The organism is Bifidobacterium sp. VU/mBH4 (B4), from assembly GCF_058199535.1.
The window spans coordinates 81,355-103,046 of record NZ_JBVPQJ010000004.1; the positions used below are offsets into that span (position 1 = coordinate 81,355).

15 protein-coding genes, 1 other RNA gene, 1 pseudogene and 1 riboswitch are annotated in these 21,692 nt (G+C 56.0%); of the genes and pseudogenes, 11 read left to right on the plus strand and 6 right to left on the minus strand.

All coding sequences use genetic code 11. The features are described 5' to 3' along the window. Positions 1-194 precede the first annotated feature (194 nt). Positions 195-1,538 (minus strand): xylose isomerase, encoded by a 1,344-nt coding sequence (xylA, locus tag AC0AII_RS06170; RefSeq protein ID WP_463318786.1) that lies wholly within the window; start codon positions 1,536-1,538, stop codon positions 195-197. Between the two features lie 133 nt (positions 1,539-1,671). Next, the gene (locus tag AC0AII_RS06175; RefSeq protein WP_490446498.1) at positions 1,672-4,134 is read right to left on the minus strand and encodes a glycoside hydrolase family 2 TIM barrel-domain containing protein; all 2,463 of its coding nucleotides are present in this window, start codon (positions 4,132-4,134) and stop codon (positions 1,672-1,674) included. A gap of 297 nt (positions 4,135-4,431) precedes the next feature. Here AC0AII_RS06175 and AC0AII_RS06180 point away from each other — a divergent pair, with 297 nt between their 5' ends. Beyond that, positions 4,432-5,709, plus strand: coding sequence for an ROK family transcriptional regulator (locus tag AC0AII_RS06180; RefSeq protein ID WP_490446499.1), 1,278 nt, complete (start codon positions 4,432-4,434; stop codon positions 5,707-5,709). Continuing rightward, positions 5,699-6,598, plus strand: coding sequence for a carbohydrate kinase family protein (locus AC0AII_RS06185; RefSeq protein ID WP_144085500.1), 900 nt, complete (start codon positions 5,699-5,701; stop codon positions 6,596-6,598). The genes AC0AII_RS06180 and AC0AII_RS06185 overlap by 11 nt, the downstream gene beginning before the upstream one ends. Before the next feature lie 90 nt (positions 6,599-6,688). On the opposite strand, the gene AC0AII_RS06190 is transcribed toward AC0AII_RS06185, so the two are convergent. Then, positions 6,689-8,164 carry a DASS family sodium-coupled anion symporter gene (locus AC0AII_RS06190; protein ID WP_490446500.1) on the minus strand — a complete coding sequence of 492 codons (1,476 nt, stop codon included), beginning with the start codon at positions 8,162-8,164 and terminating at the stop codon, positions 6,689-6,691. A gap of 302 nt (positions 8,165-8,466) precedes the next feature. Here AC0AII_RS06190 and AC0AII_RS06195 point away from each other — a divergent pair, with 302 nt between their 5' ends. The 3 genes from AC0AII_RS06195 (at position 8,467) to ssrA (ending at position 11,778) form a co-directional block, all read left to right on the plus strand. Further along, positions 8,467-10,089: an NAD-dependent malic enzyme gene (locus tag AC0AII_RS06195; protein WP_490446501.1), complete on the plus strand. Its 1,623-nt coding sequence runs from the start codon at positions 8,467-8,469 to the stop codon at positions 10,087-10,089. A gap of 232 nt (positions 10,090-10,321) precedes the next feature. After that, positions 10,322-11,266: a LysR family transcriptional regulator gene (locus tag AC0AII_RS06200; protein WP_490446502.1), complete on the plus strand. Its 945-nt coding sequence runs from the start codon at positions 10,322-10,324 to the stop codon at positions 11,264-11,266. 113 nt (positions 11,267-11,379) lie between these two features. Then, positions 11,380-11,778, plus strand: a transfer-messenger RNA (tmRNA) gene (ssrA, locus tag AC0AII_RS06205). Between the two features lie 1,268 nt (positions 11,779-13,046). Here the strand turns inward: ssrA and AC0AII_RS06210 are convergent. Continuing rightward, a complete protein-coding gene (locus tag AC0AII_RS06210) occupies positions 13,047-14,012 on the minus strand; it encodes a sugar-binding transcriptional regulator (RefSeq protein ID WP_490446503.1) in 966 nt (321 codons plus the stop codon). 126 nt (positions 14,013-14,138) lie between these two features. Here AC0AII_RS06210 and AC0AII_RS06215 point away from each other — a divergent pair, with 126 nt between their 5' ends. The 5 genes from AC0AII_RS06215 to AC0AII_RS06235 all read left to right on the plus strand — a co-directional run bounded on the left by AC0AII_RS06215 (position 14,139) and on the right by AC0AII_RS06235 (position 19,377). Then, positions 14,139-15,506 carry an MFS transporter gene (locus AC0AII_RS06215; RefSeq protein ID WP_490446504.1) on the plus strand — a complete coding sequence of 456 codons (1,368 nt, stop codon included), beginning with the start codon at positions 14,139-14,141 and terminating at the stop codon, positions 15,504-15,506. 48 nt (positions 15,507-15,554) lie between these two features. Further along, positions 15,555-16,952, plus strand: a complete 1,398-nt coding sequence (locus tag AC0AII_RS06220; protein WP_490446505.1) for a four-carbon acid sugar kinase family protein — start codon at positions 15,555-15,557, stop codon at positions 16,950-16,952. A gap of 1 nt (position 16,953) precedes the next feature. Further along, the gene (gene pdxA, locus AC0AII_RS06225) at positions 16,954-18,006 is read left to right on the plus strand and encodes a 4-hydroxythreonine-4-phosphate dehydrogenase PdxA (protein WP_490446506.1); all 1,053 of its coding nucleotides are present in this window, start codon (positions 16,954-16,956) and stop codon (positions 18,004-18,006) included. A 2-nt stretch (positions 18,007-18,008) separates the two neighbouring features. Further along, positions 18,009-18,458, plus strand: a complete 450-nt coding sequence (locus tag AC0AII_RS06230; RefSeq protein WP_490446507.1) for an RpiB/LacA/LacB family sugar-phosphate isomerase — start codon at positions 18,009-18,011, stop codon at positions 18,456-18,458. Between the two features lie 178 nt (positions 18,459-18,636). Further along, the gene (locus tag AC0AII_RS06235; protein ID WP_490446508.1) at positions 18,637-19,377 is read left to right on the plus strand and encodes a triose-phosphate isomerase family protein; all 741 of its coding nucleotides are present in this window, start codon (positions 18,637-18,639) and stop codon (positions 19,375-19,377) included. A 207-nt stretch (positions 19,378-19,584) separates the two neighbouring features. Here the strand turns inward: AC0AII_RS06235 and AC0AII_RS06240 are convergent, their stop codons facing one another. Together AC0AII_RS06240 and AC0AII_RS06245 are read right to left on the minus strand one after the other, a co-directional pair. After that, a complete protein-coding gene (locus AC0AII_RS06240) occupies positions 19,585-20,082 on the minus strand; it encodes an FtsX-like permease family protein (protein ID WP_490446587.1) in 498 nt (165 codons plus the stop codon). 420 nt (positions 20,083-20,502) lie between these two features. Then, positions 20,503-21,024, minus strand: a pseudogene (locus tag AC0AII_RS06245) (FtsX-like permease family protein); the annotation flags it as partial. A 204-nt stretch (positions 21,025-21,228) separates the two neighbouring features. Continuing rightward, a riboswitch (guanidine-III (ykkC-III) riboswitch) is annotated at positions 21,229-21,292 on the plus strand. Between the two features lie 8 nt (positions 21,293-21,300). Here AC0AII_RS06245 and AC0AII_RS06250 point away from each other — a divergent pair. Continuing rightward, positions 21,301-21,618 (plus strand): DMT family transporter, encoded by a 318-nt coding sequence (locus AC0AII_RS06250; RefSeq protein ID WP_490446509.1) that lies wholly within the window; start codon positions 21,301-21,303, stop codon positions 21,616-21,618. The last annotated feature ends 74 nt before the right edge of the window (positions 21,619-21,692 follow it).

The window sequence follows — 21,692 nt, forward strand, 5'->3', positions numbered from 1 at the left end:
AACCTCCTCGTAGGCCCGCTTCGCAACTCTACTAAAGCGGTTTAGTTTGATTATACTCCCCTCCGTTCCAAGCAATAGGGGTCGGATACAATTGGCGTGTCCTGCCTGGCAAACATGCCTGCATTGATCCGCACACACAAAAAAGCCCCGCGGGCTTTCGCTCGCGGAGCTAGGAAACGACAGCCGTCTAAAACTCAGGCCTGGGCCAGAGCCTCGACGATGTAGTTGTTGATGGTGGCCTTGACGACCTCAAGATGGTCGGACTTGTCGGCGGCAATGAGTTCTGCCTGCGGCTTGTCAAGGCTGTACTCCTCCAAGGAGGCCAGTGTGGCCGTGCCATCCTTGACCGTCGAGCCGATGCCGGATTCGAAGGAGGCATAGCGATCCTGCTGCAGTTGCTCGATGTAGCCGTCCTCGTGCATCTTGGCCGCGACCAGCAGACCGGCGGCGTAGGTGTCCATGCCCACGATGTGGGTCCTGAAGAGGTCCTCAGGCAGGAAGGAGGAGCGGCGCGGCTTGGCATCGAAGTTCAGGCCTCCACGGGGCCCGATGCTCCCGTTGGCCAGCACCTCCCACATGACAGCGGTGGCATCGTAGAGGTCCGAGGGGAACTCGTCCATGTCCCAGCCGATCAGCTTGTCGCCCTGGTTGGCGTCCAAGGATCCCAGGAATCCAGCCTCGCGGGCCACGCGGACCTCATGCTGATAGGTGTGCATGGCCAGGTTGGCGTGGTTGCCCTCGATGTTGAGCTTGAAGTTATCCTGCAGGTCGTAAGTGCGCAGGAAGTTGATGGTGGTGGCCGCGTCGTAATCGTACTGGTGGAGTGTAGGCTCCTTGGGCTTGGGTTCAATCAGGAACTGCGCGTCGAAGCCGATCTCCTTGGCGTAGTCCACGCACATGTGGAAGAGGGCGGCCATGTGGTCCTGCTCCTCCTTCATGCGGGTGTTCCAGAGGGATTCGTAACCCTCGCGGCCGCCCCAGAAGACGTAGTTTTCGGCGCCGAGCCGCTTGCCGATCTCCAGGCTATGCTTGAGCTGGCCGGCCGAGTAAGCATAGATGTCAGCGAAGGGCGAGGTGCCGGCGCCGGCCTCAAAACGAGGATTGGTGAAGAGTGACGAGGTGTTCCAGAGCAGCTTGACGCCCGTGTCCTTCATAGCGGCCTCGATGCGGTCAACCACCTTGTCAAGATTGGCATCGCTTTCGCGCAGGGTGTCGCCCTCGGGAGCCAGGTCACGGTCGTGGAAGCAGAAGAAATCGACCCCAAGCTTGGTGAAGAGCTCGAAGGCGTAGTCCACCTTGGCCAGCGCCTGATCCATGGGATCGGTGTAGCGGTAGTAGGGCCTCTGCGCAGTGGGATCGCCAAAGGGATCCACCAGACCCTGGTTGAAAGTGTGCCACCATGCCACAGCAAAGCGCAGCCAGTCCTTCATAGGCTTGCCGGCCACCACCTTGTTCTTGTCGTAGTAACGGAAGCCCAGGCCCTCCTTGACGCCCTGGCGACCTACGTATTCGATCTTGTCAACGTCCCACAGACCCATAATGCTCCTTTGCCTAATGCATTGCCTTTACAGCGTTCACAGGGGAGGAAACCAGTTCCTGCCTCCTGAACACTAAGCGTAGAGGGACGGATCGATTTTGTCAATTCGTTGAATTATATAGATGGCGATCACGTCACCTGCGGATTGGAAGGCGCAAAGCAGCCTTGCGATGACCGTCGGAAACCTTGAGTTCAAGCTGCTTGGGTACGTCCGAGCCGTCTGAACCTGCTGACCGATCCGCCTGCACCACTGCCAAGGCTTGGCCGTAATAGGTGCGCGTATGCCCGGTCAAAAACCCTTCGGGATTGTATGGGGCGGCACACCCAAAGGCCAGCAGTCGGCCACCCTGCACGTGAGCAGTCAAATCTCCTGATGTCATGGGTTTGTCAATGCCCTGCTGGTCGGTATATCTTGCCCTCACAAAGCACAACCCTCCCGGGCGGACGGAGTCCCGATCGGCTACCAGCCTGACCGTGGTCTGAGGCGCGGCTGACCGCAACCGACTCCGTCCAATCAACCTGCCCGAGCTGTCGTAGGCCAAGGCCTCCAGCAGGCCGTGTTCATAAGGACAGGAGAAACGGAATCGAGTGCTACCCCGCCAACGCGAGCGGCCAAGGCAACGACCATTCAGCATCAGCACAACCTCTTGAGCCCGGGCATAGACCTCCACCTGGGCGGTTCTGCCCTCGCAGCCGTCCCAAGACCATGAGTCAAGGGCATCTGTCATCTTCCAGGCGCTGGGCGAATGCCTCTCCCCCGAGTGATTGACGGGCCGCACAGCCAGATAAGGCCCGGTCTCGCCCCCTAACGCCACCCGTGTGTACAAGGCCTCGCCCAGCGGCCTGCCAGTCAGATCCAGACGACCGGAACCAGCGGTCAGCCAGCCCAGCCCACTGAACCGTGGAGCTTCCTGCCGATACTCCCAAGCGCCCACGCCGACTTCGCCCAGATAATCCATACCCGCCCAGACGAAATCTCCGATCAGGCGCGAGCAACGGGAGGCCAGACGCATGAACTCGTCAGCGTCGCTGCAAAAGGTCTCCGTCCCCAGGATGAGCCGATGGGGGTATCTGCGAAGATCTCGAAGGTATCGTTTGATTCCATAGTTGTATCCGGCCACGTCCATAAGTGCGAAGGCATCACGGGTCAGGCGGTCGCAGGAAGGCAGGGTGGCACCTCTCTTCATGAAGTCCGCTCCCATGATTCCGGCCATCTCATTGAAGAATCGGCTCCCTACAGATCCATGGCGCTTCATTGAAAGTGACACGCTCTTCTTTGACCCATCGTGCGCCACCTGCTTGGCCGCTTTCTCGCTCGAATACACCCCGAGCCCGATCGAACTCAGGAAGTTGAAGAAGATGTTGACCCCGCAGGTAACCGGTCTGCTCGCATCCTGACCGTGGAGGAAGTCGACCATGCGCCTGGTCAGTTCCACCCCCTTGGATTGGGCGGTTTCGCTGACCTCGTTGCCGATGGAGTACATGACGACCGAGGGATGGTTGAAATCCTTGGCAACCATATCAGCCAGATCACTGCGCCACCATTTCGGGAGGTATTGCGCATAGTCGTGGATGGTCTTGTGGATGTACCATTGGTCAGCATATTCATCCAGGACCAGCATACCCAAACGGTCGCAAGCCGCCAGAAGACTTTTCGAACAGGGGTTGTGGGCGCTGCGAATGGCGTTGTAGCCATTGCGTTTCAGCAACCTCACCTTCCGCTCCTCGGCCTCGGGCCAGGCGCAAGCGCCAAGAATCCCGTTGTCATGGTGGACGCAGGCACCCTTGAGAATCCTGCGAACACCGTTGATGAGCAATCCCTGATCACCCCAGGCCACCGTTCGTATGCCGAATATCGCCTGAGCCTGGTCATGGCAACCCGAGGTGGAGACGAAGAGCGCTTGGCATTCATACAGCGTCGGGCTTTCCGGACTCCATGGCTGGGCGCCAGGAAGGTCGATATCGACCTGGGCTCTGCCATCGGAATCCACAGGAACCGCGACATCAGCCAAGGGCACCGATTCATCCTTGTCGTGTCGCATAATGCGAACATGCGCAGTCCCGCCTGATGATGCCCGCAATGATACCCGGATGGCGCAGGGATTGACCCCAAGGGTGGAGACCCTGATGCCGTCCGGGTACATATACTGCGGGCCAGCACTCCAGAGCGTCACGGGCCGGTAGATGCCCGCTCCGGAATACCAACGCGAATTGGGCTGCTGGTCGTTGTGGGCGACAACACGAACCACGCCCGATTGCCCCGGTCGGATTTTCCCACTCAGGTCGACAAAGAACCCCGTGTATCCATACGGGTGAAAGCTCAGGCATCGGTCATCCAGCCAGACCTCGCTGTGTTGGTAAACACCCTCGAATTCCAGAATCATCGAATCGTGCTGCCCAAGACCGTCAACACATACCTTCTTGCAGTATTCGTAATCGCGCCCTACGAACCATCCGCTGTTAGCCTCGCTCGGGGCATCGGCCCTTCTGGGTTCTGCCAGCATGGCATCGTGGGGTAGCTCAACAGGCTTCCAGGGTTCTTTTGACTCATGCAAATGTCGATAATGCCAACCCTGGTTCCAATCCGTTGCCTGCATACCACTCCTCCGCCATCGTTCATGATCACCAGTGCATAGCCGACCTAATCAACATTGATGGATAGAAGACCAGACTACTCCCGCCTGGATAGTTCGACCTTGGCTACCAGCCGAAACCCCGCCCCTTGAGCAGACAAGTTCGACGGCCGCAGATGGCAATCCTCTCCTTGGCACCTTGAACAGTTTTGGAACAGATGGAAAGGTTTGCGAGCAGATACTAAACAGTGTTAATATATAAACGCTGTTCATAAAGTGCGCGAAGATCGCGTGACGGTACCACTCAAGGAGGAGGTCGATATGCGCAGCAGCACCTACGCCAGCACGCCGAAGGCCATTTCCGAGCTCAACCAGTCACGCATCGTCCAGTATCTGCACCAGCAAGGCACCAGTTCGCGAGCCCAAATGGCCCGGGACCTCGATCTGACACCGGCAGCCATAGGCAAGCTGGTGGCCCGCCTGATGAGTCTGGGCCTGATCAGCGAGACTGGCAGTATGGACTCAGAGGGCGGCCGTCGATCCATCGGCCTGGCCCTGAACGCCGACCGCTACCAAGTCATCGGAGTCAAGTTCGCCCGCAGCCTGGTCAGCATCGGACTGTTCGACATCAGCGGTCGCTTGCTGGACTCAGAGGAGATGCCCCCCGTCGATCCCAGGAACATCCCAGGTGCCGTAGCCGATGTCCGAACCCGAGTGGCAAGACGACTTGAGGCAAACCCCGCCATCGTGGCTGTGGGCATGGCCGTGCCGGGCCCTTATCTGCGCGAGAGCGGACGCATCGCCCTGGTCACCAGCATGCCCGGCTGGCGAAGCGTGGACTTTATCCACGAATTCGGTCAGGCCTTCCGCGTCCCCACCTTCATCGAGCAGGACGCTCGGGCCGGGGCGCTGGCCCAGAGTCTGTTCGACCCCCGCGTGAGTGCATCCAGCATGGCCTACTTTCTCGTGGGCGAAGGCGTAGGACTGGGAGTCATCGACAGGGGTGCCCTGGTGGACGGCAGCCAGGGAGCGGCCACCGAGATCGGCCACGTCAGCATCGATCTGAACGGTCTGCCCTGCGAGTGCGGCAACCGTGGCTGCCTGGAATGCTACTGCTCGGCGGTAGCCATCCACCGCCGCATGCGTCAGCCGGACATGCGGGATCACTTCCCTGGAGTCGAGGCCATGACCCACGCCAAGGCCTGTGCGAACCTGTTCGACCAAGCCCGATCGGGTCAACAGGACGCCCAAGCGCTGGTGGATCAGATAGCCGACTACGTGGGCTATGGCTGCGTGACCATCGTCAATGCCTACAACCCCGCCCAGATTGTCATCGGAGACATGGTGGCCGCCGCTGGTACCCGCCTGCTAAAGCGGGTTCAAGACATAGTCTCCCAGCGCGCCCTGCCTGGCCTGCGCGAGCACACACAGATCCTGCTTTCCCGCCTTCCCATCGATGCCACGCTGACCGGCGCTGCGGCAGTGGCGGCCAGCCAATTTTTGGAGCACCCGGCCAGCATGGGCCGTACAGCTGTGAAATCAACAAGCACAAGGCGGGCGCATCACCCGTCATCAGGAAAGGAACACCATGACCAGTAAACCCATGGTCCTCAGCATCGGCGAGATCCTCTGGGATGTCCTGCCTACAGGCAAGCGGGCCGGTGGTGCACCGGTCAACTTCAGCTACCATGCAGCCAAGAACGGAGCGGAAGGCTATGCCATCAGCGCCGTGGGACGCGACGACCTGGGCCGGGAGCTTGAGGAGGCTGTTCACCAGGCCGGCGTCGATGCCGTGCTGCAGCACAACGACCATCCCACCAGCACCGTCGAAGTCCAGCTGACCGAGGGCATCCCCCAGTACGTCTTCAAACCGGATGTGGCCTGGGATCATCTGGAATACACGGATGACCTGGCTGGACTGGCCAGCAAGGCCGATGCGGTCTGCTATGGCACGCTGAGCATGCGCAACAGCAAGTCCCGCGAAACCTGCCTGCAGGTCCTTCGCCACACCAAGAGCCATGCCATGCGCTTCTTCGACATCAACCTGCGAGGCACCTTCTACAGCAAGGATCTGATCCAGGAGCTGCTGGACATGGCCACGGTCTTCAAGCTCAACGACGAGGAGCTGGCCACCCTGCGCGACATGTTCCATGTTCCCGGAGCCACCGACGACGAGCTCTGCCGCTGGTTCATGGACCAGTGGCACCTGGACACCATCGTGCTGACCGCCGGCAGCGACTACAGCACGATCTATCTGGCGGACGGCCAGTCCTCCCACCTGCCCACGCCTGAAATCACCGTGGCTGACACGGTCGGGGCCGGCGATGCCTTCTCCGGCACCTTCGCCATCAACCGCCTGCTGGGGGCCTCCCTGACCCAGGCCCACCGGGCTGCCGTCAACACCGCCGCCTTCGTCTGCACCCAGCAGGGCGCCTGGCCGGAGTATCCCGAGCATATCCCCGACTATCTTGGCCAGCAGGGTCAGTGACCCCTCGCCTTTCAACATAATTTGGTCCCGCCCTATCGAGCTGTCAATGCCGACTGGACGGGACCAAACGTATATCTACGGAATCGGGATTTACCAGATGCCGATGAGCCGCCACCAGCCCAGACCCACGGTCAGGAAGATGGCCACGGTCACCAGTCCGCAGATCAGGCCGATCCGCAGGAACTCAGAGGTCTTGACGTATCCGGCACCGTAAATCAAGGCCGCCGGTCCGGAGGCGTAATGGGTCATAGCACCGATCAGACCGCTGGCGCATCCCAGCATCAGCGCTGCAGGCATGGCGGGAACCCCCGCAGCCACGGCCACGCTGACGAAGAGCGTGTATATGGCCGCCACCTGAGCCAGCTCGGAAGCGAACATGTAGTGGATGAGGAAGTAGAAGACCGTCAGAATGACCAGGACCAGCACCCAGGGCAGGCCCTTGACCAGTCCGGCGATGATCTCCCCCGCCCAGGTGGTGACGCCCAGGGTGTTCAGCGGTTCCGCCATTCCTACCAGGACGCCGAAGAAGATCAACGTGGACCAGGCGGACTTGTTGGCCACCATATCCTGCCAGGTGATGATCTTGGTGCACAACAGCACGGCCACGCCCAGGAAAGCCACGGTGGTGGAGTTGATATGGATCACCGAACCGGTCGCCCACAGAACCAGCATGACCAGGAAGGTCACGGTCATGATCCACTCGTGCATGCTCAGCGGACCCATTCCCTTGAGCTCGTCCTTGGCATCCTCCTGAGCCTGAGGAACGTTCTTCAAGGTTGGCGGGAAGATGCGGTAGATCAGGGCGGGGATGATGATCAGGCAGATCAGGCCAGGCACGATGCCAGCCAGGGCCCAGGTGCCCCATCCGATGTCCACATGGAACTTCTGGGCCAGCTGTCCGACAACAGGGCCGGCCGCCATGGCCGTGAGGAACATGGCCGAAGTGATGGCGTTGACGTTGTTGGCCGTGATCGCCAGGTAGGCACCGATGCGCCGCCGGGATTCGTCAGTGTCAGGCTTTGAACCCTGCACGTCGCTGATGGAGGTGATGATCGGAAATAGAATGCCGCCCAGACGAGCCGTGTTTGACGGGGTGGCAGGAGCCAGGACCAGGTCGGCAGCCGAGAGTCCGTATGCTGTGCCCAGGCTGGACTTGCCTAATCGAGATAGAAAGACCAGAGCAATCCTACGGCCCAGTCCGGTAGAGACAAAGCCCTGGGCGATGAAGAAGGCCGCCACAATCAGCCAGATGGAGGCACTGCCAAGTCCGTTGAAAGCCGCCTTCTTGGGATCCAGAGCACCAGTCAGCATCCCCACGGTCATGCCGATGATGGCCACCGCTGATGTGGGCAGAGGCTGCAGAATCAGCCCTAGGATGGTGCCCACGAAGACTCCCAGCATGTGCATGCCCTGGGCTGTCAGCCCTTTGGGAGGCGGAATTAGAAAAATGACCAGTCCTATCGCAACGCAGATCAAAGCCTTGACCAGCTGGCTCGTGTTGAAAGGCTGGCTGGCCTCTGCCTGGGGGTCTCCCCTGCCCTCATGTGTTCGTGCTGTTTCACCCATCATTGCTCCTTCGCTCATGATCCGGCGTATGACCGCCTGGAAACCACCGACCTCTTCGTCGGTTTGCTCATGTGGACTTATGCTATGCGGCAGGCGGCGGGGGCGACAAATAAGCATTGCCTATATGAGGGAGCGTCATGACTGGCGGCCGCCTATGACCTCCAAGGCCCGTCAAAGAGCGGCAAAAGGGGCTTAAACGCATATAGATTCTGCTTATTTGCCGGTGTGTCCAAGGCTTTTCTAGGCTGATTGCAGAGGTCCGGCAACGCGGCCGGCCCCGATCGTGAAGGACAAGTGAGACCATGACAGGATTCGATACCATCAACGATTCCTATGCCAACCGGGGACTGGGATTCGACTATGAGCAACGGCGCGAGCTAAAACTGGACGGGCTGCTGCCTGCTGCCGTACAGGATGACGAACAGCGCGAGCGCATCGTCTACCGCCGCTTCCTGGCCCAGCCCACCGATCTGGACAAGCGGCTCTATCTGATGAGCATCTGCCGCACCGACCGTCGGCTTTTCTACAGGAGCATGGACAAGCACCTGACCGAGTACATGCCCATCGTCTACGCCCCCACCGTGGCCCAGTCCATCCAACGCTACGACGAGTTCTATTCGGGCAGCGATGTGGCCTACATCTCCATCGATCATCCCGAGGGGATCGGCGATGCCCTGGACCAGTACGCCGGCGATCGGCCCATTGACCTGGTGGTCTGCACCGACGCGGAAGGCATTCTTGGCATCGGCGACTGGGGCGCTCAGGGCGCTGAGATCCTGACGGGCAAGCTGGCGGTTTACACCGCTGCTGCCGGCATTGACCCTTCGCGCGTTCTGCCGGTGATGGTGGATGTCGGCACCAACCGCCAGGCCCTGCTGGATAATCCCGACTACGTGGGCAACCACTTCGCCAGAGTCAGAGGCCAGCGCTATGACGACTTCATCGATGACTTCGTCCAACAGGTCCTCCAGCGCTACCCGCAGGCCCTGATCCACTGGGAGGACTTCGGCAGGCCCGAGGCCGCACCCGTCCTCAAGCGTTACCAGGACCGGATCCTGACCCTGAATGACGACATCCAGGGCACTGGCGTGACCGTCCTGGCCGCACTGATCGCCGCCAGAAAAATCGCCGGAACCGACCCCAAGGACACCAAGATCATGGTCTTCGGCGCAGGGACCGCAGGCGTGGGCATCGCCGACCAGATCGTGGATGACCTGATCATCCGCCAAGGCATGGATACCGAGACCGCGCGCAGCAGGGTCCTGCTCTTCGACCGTCAGGGTCTGATCGAGCAGGGCCAGGATGATCTGACCGAGGGCCAAACCCGTTATGCACGCAAGCCAAATGAGTTCGCCTCGGTCACCGACAAGACCTCGCTGGCGCAGGTTGTCGACGCCTTCCAACCCACGGTGCTCATCGGCACCTCGACCAAGCCTGGAGCCTTTGACCAGAACGTTGTGGAAGCCATGGCCAAGCATGTGGAACGGCCGCTGATCTGCCCCATCTCCAACCCCACGGAACTGGCCGAGGCCAAGGCTGCCGACGTGATCGCCTGGACCCACGGCCGCGGTTTCGTCATCACCGGCACCCCCTCAAAGCCGGTTGACTACCAGGGCGTCACCTATTCCATCGGACAGGGCAACAACGCCCTCATGTATCCCGGCATCTGCTTCGGGGCCATCGTCGCCAAGGCACGGCTGGTCACCAAGGGGATGCTTTTGGCAGCAGCCTACGCCATCTCCGACATGATCGACGTGGACAAGCCAGGAACCGCAGTGCTGCCTCCGGTGGCCGATCTCAAGGAAATCTCGCGTCGGGTCGCCACTGCTGTGGCTGCACAGGCAGTCCAAGAAGGCCTGAACCGGGAACCGATCGAGGATGTGGACGCCGCCGTGGCCAAGGCCCAGTGGCACTACGACGCCTGAGCGAAACCGTCACCTTCGCTTCTTGCGATGTTGAGATTGGGGTCCGACCGTCACGGTTCATCACCTATGATCGCGGCGACCGGACCCCAATCATGAGTCAGGCCCTGTCAATATTCTCAAGGGTCAATCTTCTTAAGTCCGGCTGACGATGATAGTCTGATGATAAGTAGTCTTTCGCCAAAGTTGACGGATAAGCAATAATAATCTGAGCAACAATCAAGGGAAGCGGCTCATGACCTATATGGATAATGTCCGCGACCTCGAGCTGCTTACCATGCTGGCCCGGTACGGCAGTTTCACCGACGTCGCGTTGGAGGCGGGCATCTCCCAGCCTGCGGTCTCGCAGGCCATCAGAAGACTGGAAAAGCGCCTAGGAACCAGGCTGGTCCAAAGGCAACGCTTCGGAGCAGGTGATGGCACACAGCTCACCCAGGCAGGAAGAACGGTGGTGGATCATGTCGGCCAGGCCCTGGATCTGATCAACTCCCTGCCTGAGGCCTTGGCTGCGAGAACCGGGATTCGGCGGCGCACCATCGGCCTGCCTCCCATCATCTCATCGCTGCTGAGCTCCGGACAAGGGCAGCAGAAGCAGTCCGAACCAGACAAGAACACGACCGTAGAAACCATAGGATCCCAAAAGCTCCTGGGCCAGATAGAGGCCCATCGCGTGGACTACGGGGCTGTTGCCAGCGTGGACGAATCGCTGAGCGTGGATGGCGTTGAAACGACCAAGCTGGCCTCCTACCCTTTCGGCATGGTCTGCACCCAGTCCATGGTTGAACGACTGGGCACGGCAGGAATGACCAGTCTGCACCCCGAGGATCTGGCCATGCTTCCCGGGGACGTCCCTTTCGCCACCCTCAACCGCGATTTCGTCCATGCCCAGGCAGCTGAACGGCTGATTCACCTGTCTGAACCAGTCAGCCACCTAATCGAGGTCTCGGACGTAGAGACCTTGAAGATGGTAACCACATCCGGCCTGGTCTGCAGCTTGATCACCTCGGCTGGCGTACACCCTGGCGATGGTCTGCGCTTCATCCCCTTCGCCGGTGATGACATGCCTCGTTTCAATATTTACCTCTTTAACGACACCAAGCGGGAGGCCTTTCACGAGGATGTGGAGGAGGTGCACGCCTTCAGCGACTATGCCACCAGTCGACTGGGCTCTGTGGCTTGACCAGGATTCAAGTCAATGCCCAGGGAGAAGTGGGAATATCCGCAGCGTCCATGTGTTGTATACTGACGAGGCCGGTCCGTAATGGCACCGGCAGAGCTTGATAATTCAAGATTGGGGCTGATCGGTTTCGACGGTGACCTGTTCGTCGCAGGGAAGCGTGCCGAGAACGCGGGGGTCCGCTCGTTAATGTCCTCCCGCAAACAACAAGTGCTAAATCTAACCGCACTGAGTTCGCTCTCGCTGCCTGAGCTTCGCGCCAGGATTAACCAGTGAGCAGCTGCTCCGTTCACTCCCCTTCGCCTTCGGGGGGATGCTGAGCGTCATTAAGAAGACTTGCCTGAACTGCTGCGCCACAGGACGGTTCGGGGACTTTTACTGCGGCTATGCCCGCCACCGGTTGTCTGCGACACAGGTGGGGGCAGACAGATAGCCACAAAGGCCAGCAGACTACGCACGTAGAAGACTGAGGGTGCGGTCACCGGACCGGGGTTCAATTCCCCGCAGCTCCACCAAATCGCGAAGTGCCGCTCCTGCTCAGGAGTGGCACCTTTTGCTAAAAATCTTGTACTGCCCTACCGTTGACAGATTGATACTCGATGGCATTATTAATATCTGGCACGGCTAGATCTAGAGCTAGACCTACTAAAAAATTCATGCATTACTTTTGCTTGTGAGCCGACTAGCGGATATCACTCATGCTAACATATTGAGTTATCGACTTCGTGAACTAAGCATAAGAGTGACAAAATAGCTCAATAAACTTGCAACCCTTGTACAGCAACGGCTCGACTATTCGATGCTTGAGAATCCAGAACGGACCTTGAGCTCACTAATATTGAATATCAAAACACATATTTCCCTCACTAATCCAAATTAACGAATGCGGCAAGAGTCCCTAGCCCAAGCCGGGGGGGGGGGGTGACCTTTAAAACTATTCAAACGAATGTTGCTAAGAACTGTCACACGCCAATTGATACTGTGACATATTTGAGTCATAACATAAAACAAATTGTGGTCTCAAATATAATCCACCACACAACTAAACAGATTGACTACACTTTTCCGCATTGGAGCTAGAAAGAGTACAAGCACCAAATGCGACCGTCATCCACGGATTGAGAGATATTCATGTCTTACAACTCTCTACAGCTTCCAATACCTTATCCGAGTCTTTTCTTATCCTTTTATCGGCCCCAGCCTTTGCGCCTATCACAGATGATCCTGCTGGCATCCACTACCAGGTACATCACAGCTTCACCAGGCGCAGTACGTCTGATTCTGCTAATTCGCGTTATATATTGATTACACATGAAATATAAAACACTAAATATAGTGTTTTTTTTCTCTAATAACCCCATATTTAGTAGATTGATGGTGTAAGATAAAGGGTGAACCAGGAAGATGGCGCGCGTGCCATCAACCTACAGATTCAATCCGGAAAGGAGGCGAAATGACCAAGCACATGCATAGGCGGATCCAGCCACAAGATGCTGGGACTGGAAGGTATGTAACCATACCTTATGCCGAAAGGCACCCGAGAACAACTGTTTGGATTACACCCAAACGTACCAGACACTAATCCGCCGATCTACTGATCGTAGGCTCGTACTCATTGCCCGAGTACGAGCCTATTTCATTAGATAGCTTTATCATACATCATTTTCTTGGTCTGAAAACGAAGCCCATACGTCACCTCCATGTCAGAGTGACATACGCACCTGGATACACTACCCAATCATCGATGTGCACATAACAAATACCCATTCCGCACTCGGATTATTTATAAATCAAGCAGGGCCGCAGCGGTTTGACGGTCGACCACCAGATGTGTTACAAATCCGGACCTGAGAGCGACATGCAGAGCTCGGACTTTACTGGGGCTAGCTACAAGAAACAACCGCGTTGCCACACTCATCAGCTCGGTGCGGTTCAATCCGGTCGATCTGCTGTTCAGGTCGATGTCACTGGTACTGCCATCGGCCCGGTAAAAAGTGGATGCAAGATTACCGATCACCTTTTGCTCATGCAGGACCTTGATGTCTTTACTGCTCAACAGTCCTGGCGTAAACAACGGGCTCGGGTCAGATCCGTTCGGTGTGCCGACAGAGGTAACCATCATATTCATGTGTTTCCGCAATTCAAGAATCTTACGTATGCTCGATTCCTGATACATGAGATTCCGGGTATTTTCAGAGTCGAAAATAGCGGGAAGCGGAAGAAGTCGCACTGATGCATCAAAGTTCTTATGAAACCGCGAAAGAATCTGGGTGGCATAGTTCTCTCCGAAGGTCTGCGAGTTACCGAACCCGTGCAGCTGAAGTATTCGCATGCCGGGCAAATGACGCTGTTGCAATTGCAAGGACATAGCCTCTATAGTGCGGCCCCAGGCAACCCCGATTGTGGTGTTGGAATGAACAAGAGTATTGAGCCAGATAGCTGCGCATTTTCCTACAGCCATTCTTTTCAATGTGTTGTCTGCATTGTCGCTGGTATCGGCAACGAGTACTCGGACATGGTATTTCTGGATGAGCCGGTTCTCCAACTCAAGTGCTGAATTCTTTGTTCTATGGACAACGAATTCAATGACATGCTCCTTTCTGGCCCTTGCAATGAGTCTGGAAACCGTTGAACGTGAAATACCCAACTCCCGTGCCACTCGTTCTATCTTTAGCCCTTGGATCCAATACAATTCCGCCACATCGGCAAGTCGGTCATGAGACATTTCATTATCAGCTTTATTCGTCATTTGTATCATCTTCGCTACAGTATTTTGACTTCTTTTCTCAAAAATACAGGATCAGGTTTCAAATCACAAGAACAATTGATATAAATTTTCATGTTTCAACCGAACTCATATTGCAAGGAAGCATATATGGCATCTACACAGAAAGCGGCACAACCGCACCGTAGCGGTTATCGCTGGGTTGTCCTTTCGACAATCTTCGTAGGCTACGTTATTTGCATGGCAGATCGCTCCAATATCGGTGCCGTCCTGCCAATGATGAGAAGCGAATTCCAGATTTCAAACTTTGAGGCAGGAGCAGTATCCAGCCTCTTCTTCCTGGGATATGCTGTTTCGCAAATTCCCGCCGGCTTGGTTATGGGTAAGTTTGGCACCAGGAAAATCGTTTCCGTGGCGATTCTAGGTTTTTCGATCGTCACATTCCTCATGGGCCATGTGGGTGGAGCGTTGGCGCTGCTGGTCCTGCGCTTGCTCCTCGGACTGATTGAAGGACCCACGCCCGTTGGCATGACATCAACGATCAATTCATGGTTCCCTCTGAAAGAAAAGGGCATCGCGACAGGTGTCTACATCGGCTCCACTATGGTGGCCCCCATTCTTGTCCCAATAGTTTCCGTGTTCCTGGCACAGGCATTTGGCTGGAGATCTGTTTTTATCTGGTTCTCTGTCCCCGGATTCATCATGGCCTTGGTATTTTATCTGGTCGTCCGTTCTCACCCCAGAGAGAGCAGGCACGTCAACAAAGCTGAGCTTGAATATATCGAAGGCGACAAGAACGGAGGCAAGGCCACAGCGGTCGATTTCGGCAATATGGGCTGGATCGACAAGGTTATCCGACTGCGCCAGGGCCGTCGTCTCCATCGTAACGGCGAAGTGCTCAAGTCCTGGAACATCTGGGGCGTTACGCTTGCCTACTTCTGCATGAACAACGTGCTCTATGGGATGATTACCTGGATTCCTGACTATTTGAAGAGCGCGCGAGGCTATGGAACCATTTCCATGGGCTGGATGTCGTCCACTCCGTACATCGGAGGTCTGATCGGCGCTGTTCTTGGCGGTTTTGTCTCAGATCGTATTTTCCGTGGACGCAGGAAGCCGGCAATGCTGATTACAGCCCTGATGACAGCGGTAATGATGGCAATTCTGCTGATTACGCCCAACAGCACCGCACTATTAGCAATCGTACTGATTCTTGCCGGTTTCTTCCTCAACATCGGTTGGTCCGGCTTTACGTCCTTTGCAATGAATATAACAACCGATTCCACCTATCCATTTGCCATTTCAATCATCAACAGCGGCGGCAATCTCGGTGGGTTCTTCGCTCCGCTGATCGTCGGTGCACTGCTCGATGCCACGCACAATTACACCGTGGCCTTCAGCTATTTCGTACTGATATTGGTCCTCGCTTTCTTCATTCTGCTCACATTAACCGAGTTCAAACCTGCTGTTGAGCCAAAAAAGGACGAGGCCGTCAAAGTGGAAGCAGCTGCTGAATGAGTTTTTTCGTCCCATCAGTACAGCTTTGAAAGCAGTAAAGGAGTAATGATGACCGAACTTGGCATTGTGGCCGACGACGTCACTGGTGGTACTACCGTGGGAGCACTGCTGGCGCGAGAAGGAATAGAGCCGACATTGTGCTACGACGCGCGAACCATGGCGGATATCGTAAGCCCCAACGAAGACGTGATTATCACCAGCACTGATTCTCGTGCCATGAAGCCAGAGGAAGCATACAAAGCGGTTCGTGAAGCCACACAGAGTTTACTTTCACTCGGCGCCACACAGTTTTCCAAACGCATCGACACCACCATGCGCGGCAACATAGGTGCTGAGGTGGAAGGAATGCTGTCGGCCCTAGATGACGACTATGTCGCTCTGGTGGTGCCGGCGATGCCTCAATCGAAAAAAGTCATGATCGGCGGATATCTGCTGATTGACTCGATTCCCCTAGCAATGACCGACGTCGCACATGATGTGCGCACACCTGTGGTGCTTTCTGATGTGCGCAATCTTGTGCAGTCTCAAATGAAGCAAAGGGTGGCTTATGTCCCTGTCGACGATATAGTGCTCGGCGCCCATACCATAGCAGCTCAACTGCTGCTGCAACGGGCGAGAGGCCGTAGGGTCTTTGTGATTGATGCCGCTACATTGCAGGAGATTCAGTGGATCGCCGATGCCGTCGTCGATTTGGGCTGGAAAGTGGTTGCGGTCGATCCGGGACCGTTTACCCTGGCATTGGCCATGAGGCACAGCTCCATTCATCCGAATCTTCGCCCTGATCGATCAGTACGTACCGAGGCCAGCGAATTCGACAATGGCATCGTGCTCACCTGCGCCGGCAGCGCCACGAAGACCACCAGAATGCAGATGATGCGTTTGGCTGCGGAGCCCGGCACAGCGGTTCTTTCAGTCGATCCCATGAAGCTGATTTCGAATCAGCCGTCAGTATGCAGCAAGGAAATGCAGCGAGTCGAAGAACAAGCCATGCAAATATTATCGCCAAGCTCTCACCAGCCAAGGGTAGTACTTCTGGCTGTTGACAACGCCTTGGAAGACAAACTTCCCGCCAAACCTGACGAATTGACGAAAATCAGCGGTCTCCCTGCCGAAGAAGCTTCCAATCTGATAACGGAAAAATTCAGTGAAGTCGCCCGCACAGTGGCCAACATAGTTACTCCCGAACGTTGCGCCGGCTTTTATCTGACGGGCGGCGACACAACGGTGCGTTTCTGCAAGGCCATCGAGGCGCAGGGGCTACACATGGTCGATTACCTCATCCCTCAAGTAGATCAATCAGTTATTGTCGGCGGACCCTTCTCGGGCACGCCAGTCATATGCAAAGGAGGATTGACCGGCGTAGAAGAGACCTCCCTTCAGGTCGTCAACCGCCTTTTCGATGAACAGCATGTCCAAATAAACCAATCAGAGAAAGCAACTATTTGATATGAGCGAAGAATTGCAAAAGCCAGTCATGGCCATAACCCTTGGCGATCCAGCTGGAATCGGTCCTGAAACTGTAGTGCAGACCATGAGGTCCGCAATGATTTACGACATATGCAAACCATTCGTCATCGGGCATCGCGACAGCTTTGAGCAGGCTATGAAAGTATGCAATGTAGATGCTCTGAAGATCCACATGATTAGTGACCCCAGCGAAGCATATTACCGCTATGGTACAGTCGATCTGCTGCAGACCGATGTGGCTAATGACGCAAAGATTGAATATGGCTACCCTCAGCGTGATGCGGCTCTTCGCGCTTACTCATACATCACCAAGTCCATCGATCTAGGAATGGCCGGCAAGATCGATGCAGTCTCCACTGCAGCAATCAATAAGGCCGCGCTGAAAATGGCGGACGTTCCTTATATTGGGCATACCGAGATCTATCAGGAGCTCACGCATTCGCCTTATGCCTTAACCATGTTCAACGTCCATAAGCTGCGTGTCTTTTTCGTCAGCCGCCATGTTTCCTTACGCAAGGCTTGCGATCTGGCCAACCATGATCGCATTCTCGAGTTTCTCAAGAATATCGACACAGAATTCAAGAAACTCGGATTCAAGCACCCGACCATCGGCGTCGCTGCCTTGAATCCCCACGTGGGCGAAGGCGGTATGTTCGGCACCGAAGAAATCACCGATATCCGCCCAGCTGTCGAAGATGCACAAAAGCTCGGAATCTGCGCAGAAGGCCCCCTTTCGGCTGATGCCATTTTCGCGCTGAATCTAGACGGTCACAATGACTGTATTCTCTCGATGTACCACGATCAGGGCCATATCGCCTGCAAAACTTTGGACTTCGAGCATGCAGTGACAATAACGCTGGGGCTGCCCTTCATGCGTAGTTCCGTAGATCACGGCACTGCCTTCGATATTGCCGGGAAAGGGACCGCTCAGGGGCGCAGCATGATTGAGGCAACTCGGGTCGCTGCAGTGTACGCCAAGATGCGCATGGATTACAAACGCTCACAGGAACAGAATTCAGGGAAAGAGGAGTAGATATGAGGCTGGCTTTCGGTTGTGATCCCAATGCCACTGAGCTCAAGCAGGCCTTGATAAAAGAGGCTGAGCGGCTCGGTCATGAAGTGGTCGATTTCCCCTCAGGAGATCCTATTTATGCCAACACCGCCATAGCGGTAGCGAAATCAGTAGCAGCCGGTGAAGAGGACCGCGGCATTCTGCTGTGCGGAACCGGCATAGGTGTGTCCATCGCCGCGAACAAGGTCCCCGGCGCTTATTGTGCATGCGTGACGGATATCTATCAGGCTCAACGAGCTGTGCTCAGCAATAATGCGAATCTCATTTCAATGGGAGCACAAGTAGTAGGAGTGGAGTCGGCCAAGATGTTTATGGACGAGTACCTGAGTCATACGTTTGACCCCAAATCGCGCAGCGCTCCTAAGGTCGACCGAATTAACGAATATGAACGAGGGACTCTCGGAACCTGCTAAGACGGCCGGTACAAGTGGATAGATACGTTCAGGCGCGCGGTAGGCAGCTCAAAAAAGTCTCTGCGCGCCTGTGCGATAAGACGTTGCAGGAATAGTGACGCTGCTTCTGTCCAGGAGCTATGCCTGCAAACAAATTGACACTAGATACTCATAATTCGATCATGCGAAAGTAGAAGTCATGGCAATCGTTGCCTTAAGCACCAAGATGTATTTCCCCCGAAAGAAGACGCTTGACTATTGTCAGCGTCTGAGTCAACTACTGAAGCCCATCCATGACGCCGATTCTGTCGTTATGGCCGTGCTTCCTGATTTTCTCACGATTGCTTCAGCGGCATCGTTGCTGAAACCAGCAGGGGTGCGAATCGGAGCTCAAGATGTCTGTCCCGACGACAGAGGAGCGTACACAGGAGAAGTATCCGGCTCAGATTTGGCTGCTCTGGGCGCTTCGATCGCAGAAATCGGTCATGTTGAACGTCGCAGATATTATCACGAGGACGATGCCCTTATCTCAGGTAAGGTGGCCGCTGCTTGGCGCAATGGTCTGACGCCATTGTTGTGTGTGGGCGAGCCAGAACGCATGAATGAAGAGAAAGCATCACAAGTATGTATCGAAGAAATCAATAAAGCTGTAGATGGTCATCAACTAGGCCCGCTATGGGTCGCATATGAACCGATATGGGCCATAGGAGCCCAGCATCCCGCATCTACAGAGTATGTGCGCGAAGTATGTACTGCTATTTCTGAACATTTCCAACAGTGCGACGATAAAATATCCATAATTTATGGAGGTTCGGCAGGACCCGGGCTGCTGACTGAATTATGGCCAGCTGTCGACGGGTTGTTCTTGGGCCGGTTTGCGCACGAACCCGAAGCTTTCATTTCAGTAGTGCAAGAGGCCCGCATGCTGGAGACTTCCTGATTCTGTAACGGAACATGGATAATCATTAGGGCTCACTTACTACATCCAAACCCATAGAACTTTCTATTTTTGCGCAACGAAGGGGAACAGAACAGCTTGACGGGCAAAGAGGTCTGAAACTTTCCTATTGCATTTGCGACAATCAACAGTCCATAACAAAACCTCTGGAGCAATCTTTATAGACCTACTCCATATGCTTGGTGTGAATCATTCGCCTACGGCCCCTTGCAGAATGGCTATGGGCGAGCGCCGCAAAGCAGGCCGCGCCGTCAGCATGGTCGCCAGCGAACCGATGATAATGATCGGCAATCCGCATATAAGGAAGAACTGCCAAGGAAAAACCATGGACAGGCTGTGGACAAGCGGCCAGTAGACCATAGCTGTGCTCAGCCCGACCAGTCCGGTGCCGCCCGCAGCGATGATAATGCCTGTGGTCATCACGATGGTGCCGTCCAATATGGATATAGCAGTCAGCTGCTGCGGGTTTGCGCCGGCAATTGACAGGAGCGCCAAATCGAGGTCACGATCCCGAGCGGCGATGGCGAACCCAGCAATCACGCCGACTAGGGCGACGAGCAGCGCTGCCCAGAAACCATAGAGCAACTCCAGGGTTCCACCCGATGTGACGTTCTCTATTCCCGGTACCTTGTTCATGGCGATGGTACTGGTGCCTCCGGCAGCCAACAGACCACCAACCAGAAACATACAGGCAGTCAGAGCTATAACTGTTGAGCCGAATGTAGCGTCTCGACTCCTGGCCACAGCCTGTGAACGCGCTATCCGCCAGACAGCAGATGACGAGGGGACCAGAGCAGTCCAAAGTTGAGTGACCCTGCTTATAACTGGCCCCCCAGAACGTGCCAAGGCAATCTGCAGCAAGAGAATAGCAAACAGCGGTCCACTTCCAACGGCACTTATGACCGCCTGGACCTGCTTAGGCTCTAAGGACCCAGAGCCGCTGCGCGAAAGATAGGCAAAGACAGGCAATGGCAATAGCAGCAAGGCCAACCCAAGGAAAAGGGATACAAGACCACGTCCATGTCGGGGCCGGTCAATCGATTCACTCTCCTCAGCACGGCGCACCACCCGGACGGGTGTCGTCTTCCCCAAATCCCGCAATGTTCGGCTGGTCGCCAAGACGGCCGTGGCCAATCCCACTGCAAGACCAGTCAGGGCAGACCTGGGAAAACCGTGCCAGATAAAAGCGAAGTGTACCGGCATTCGCATCCCTGTGGAATACCAATCGAGGATCCTTCCAGCCAGCGCAGGTGAAAGAGACACGGCAACAAGGGAGGCCGGCAGAGCCAGAATCATCACCTGCAAAAGCGTAAGCACCAGGACCTGCTTAGGCGTAGCGCCCAGCAGCGAAAGAAGGGCCAGCCCCTGCCGACGTTGGCGAATCGATGCTTGCAGGGTGTGCTTGATCACCAGACAGCCAAGCACAATGACCGTGAGAAAGACCAGACTCAGGACCGAAGCCAGACTCTTGGCAGGATCCCTGGTCTTGACCGACAAACCCTGGTAATAGCTGTTGACACCCATGCTCACGCTCATGGCACAGAGCAGGGTTTGGGTGACCGCAAGAACGATAAAGACGCCAGCCCAGATGCCACTATTGGCTTTCAAATCACGTAAGGCCCAAGTCATGTTTCATTCACCTGCCACGTCCTCGTGTGTACACTCGGCTATATTCCTGTATTTACATGAATAGTCGATCGAGGCTGAAGACAACATCCGGCAAACCCCTGAAACGACCCTGAACTAACCCTGATTCCTTCTCGCAATGGACCGTCGACCGCTCTCTCCCCTTCTTAGTCCGCAATCAGAGTCGCCCACGTGCTACTCTGATGTTAAGAATCTGATTCAGGTTCCCGGACGATGGTCAAGTACCCGGACAGCGACAAGACTTGCCGAAAGGGAGCCATGTCCTCGTGGATCGTACTCATATTCGCTGGCGTCTGTGAATCGGTCTGGGCCACTGCGCTAGGTAAATCCCAAGGTTTTACCAAAATCGTCCCTGACATCGTATTTATTCTTGGATTGATTCTCAGCATGATGGGTCTAGCCTTTGCCATGCGCAACATCTCTACCAGCACGGCATACGCGGTCTGGGTCGGTATCGGAGCTACCTTGACTGTCCTATACGCCATGGCCACGGGATCGGAACCTGTTTCGCTGGCACGCATTCTGCTCATCATCGGCCTGGTCGCTTGCGTGGTCGGACTCAAGATTGTCAATTGAGAGCGGTGCCCGTCATATTACCTAAGTAACACGGGCATAGTGGGCTTCGACCTGAAGCTGCCCACCGATCTTCA

Coding starts and splice junctions, on each gene's coding strand:
- xylA (WP_463318786.1), bottom strand. CDS start 1,538: ATGGGTCTGTGGGACGTTGACAAGATCGAATACGTAGGTCGCCAGGGC.
- AC0AII_RS06175 (WP_490446498.1), bottom strand. CDS start 4,134: ATGCAGGCAACGGATTGGAACCAGGGTTGGCATTATCGACATTTGCAT.
- AC0AII_RS06180 (WP_490446499.1), top strand. CDS start 4,432: ATGCGCAGCAGCACCTACGCCAGCACGCCGAAGGCCATTTCCGAGCTC.
- AC0AII_RS06185 (WP_144085500.1), top strand. CDS start 5,699: ATGACCAGTAAACCCATGGTCCTCAGCATCGGCGAGATCCTCTGGGAT.
- AC0AII_RS06190 (WP_490446500.1), bottom strand. CDS start 8,164: ATGGGTGAAACAGCACGAACACATGAGGGCAGGGGAGACCCCCAGGCA.
- AC0AII_RS06195 (WP_490446501.1), top strand. CDS start 8,467: ATGACAGGATTCGATACCATCAACGATTCCTATGCCAACCGGGGACTG.
- AC0AII_RS06200 (WP_490446502.1), top strand. CDS start 10,322: ATGACCTATATGGATAATGTCCGCGACCTCGAGCTGCTTACCATGCTG.
- AC0AII_RS06210 (WP_490446503.1), bottom strand. CDS start 14,012: ATGACGAATAAAGCTGATAATGAAATGTCTCATGACCGACTTGCCGAT.
- AC0AII_RS06215 (WP_490446504.1), top strand. CDS start 14,139: ATGGCATCTACACAGAAAGCGGCACAACCGCACCGTAGCGGTTATCGC.
- AC0AII_RS06220 (WP_490446505.1), top strand. CDS start 15,555: ATGACCGAACTTGGCATTGTGGCCGACGACGTCACTGGTGGTACTACC.
- pdxA (WP_490446506.1), top strand. CDS start 16,954: ATGAGCGAAGAATTGCAAAAGCCAGTCATGGCCATAACCCTTGGCGAT.
- AC0AII_RS06230 (WP_490446507.1), top strand. CDS start 18,009: ATGAGGCTGGCTTTCGGTTGTGATCCCAATGCCACTGAGCTCAAGCAG.
- AC0AII_RS06235 (WP_490446508.1), top strand. CDS start 18,637: ATGGCAATCGTTGCCTTAAGCACCAAGATGTATTTCCCCCGAAAGAAG.
- AC0AII_RS06240 (WP_490446587.1), bottom strand. CDS start 20,082: ATGTTTCTGGTTGGTGGTCTGTTGGCTGCCGGAGGCACCAGTACCATC.
- AC0AII_RS06250 (WP_490446509.1), top strand. CDS start 21,301: ATGTCCTCGTGGATCGTACTCATATTCGCTGGCGTCTGTGAATCGGTC.